The organism is Streptomyces lanatus, from assembly GCF_014655715.1.
Classification (GTDB): Bacteria; Actinomycetota; Actinomycetes; order Streptomycetales; family Streptomycetaceae; genus Streptomyces; species Streptomyces lanatus.
The window spans coordinates 1-937 of sequence record NZ_BNBM01000042.1 but is presented as its reverse complement, the minus strand read 5'-3'; the positions used below and the strand labels follow the sequence as shown (position 1 = coordinate 937).

The 937-nt window shown below is 69.6% G+C and carries 1 protein-coding gene; it reads right to left on the bottom strand.

The features are described 5' to 3' along the window. Window positions 1–892: IS481 family transposase (locus tag IE325_RS45820; RefSeq protein ID WP_190076178.1), on the bottom strand; the 892-nt coding region annotated here is incomplete at its 3' end. Window positions 893–937 lie beyond the last annotated feature (45 nt).

The window sequence follows — 937 nt, the reverse complement described above, 5'->3', positions numbered from 1 at the left end:
GGCAGCGGTGGTGGTTGTAGGTGTGCAGGAAGTCTGTCAGGGCGTCGGTGCGTTCGGTGTTGCTGGTGTAGGGCCGCTGGTAGGCCCATTCGTCGAGCAGGGTGCGGTTGAAGCGTTCGACTTTGCCGTTGGTCTGCGGCCGGTAGGCGCGGGTGAGCTTGCCGGTTGCGCCTAGGTCAGCAAGTGCCTGGCGCCAGGCGAAGCTCTTGCGGTAGGGCCAGGCGTTGTCGGTCAGGACTCGCTCGATGCAGTCGATGCCCGACGTGACGAAGAAGGCTGCGGCCCGGCGCAGGAAGCCGGCGCAGGTGGCTGCCTTCTCATCCGGGTGGATCTCGCTGTAGGCGAGGCGAGTGTGGTCGTCGACCGCGGAGTGGATGTAGTCGAAGCCCATGCTGTTGCGGGTGGCGCGGCCGGCCTGGCGTCCCAGGACCTTGTGGCCGCCGCCGTCGGGGATCCGGCCGAGCTTCTTGACGTCGACGTGGATGAGTTCGCCGGGCCGGTCGCGTTCGTAGCGGCGGATGACCTGGCCGGTGGGCCGGTCCAGGTGGGCCAGCCGGTTCAGGCCGTGGCGGGACAGGATCCGATGGGTTGTCGAGGCGGGCAGGCCCAGGATCGGGCCGATGCGGGCTGGGCCGAGTTTGCGGTCCTGCCGCAGCCGGCAGACGCGGGCCTCCACGGTCGCCGCAGTGCGATGCGGTGTGGTCCGGGGCCGACTGGAGCGGTCGGCGAGACCCGGCTCGCCCTCGGATCGCCAGCGCCGGATCCACTTGTGGGCCGTGGGACGGGAGATGCCCATCTCCGCGGCGACATGCGCGACAGGACGGCCCGAGCGGACACGTTCGACGAGCAGCCGCCTGCCGTGAACGGTCAGCCGGGCATTACGGTGGGACACGAAGGCCTCCGTGCGGTGAAGATTCGACACCTCCACCACACACGG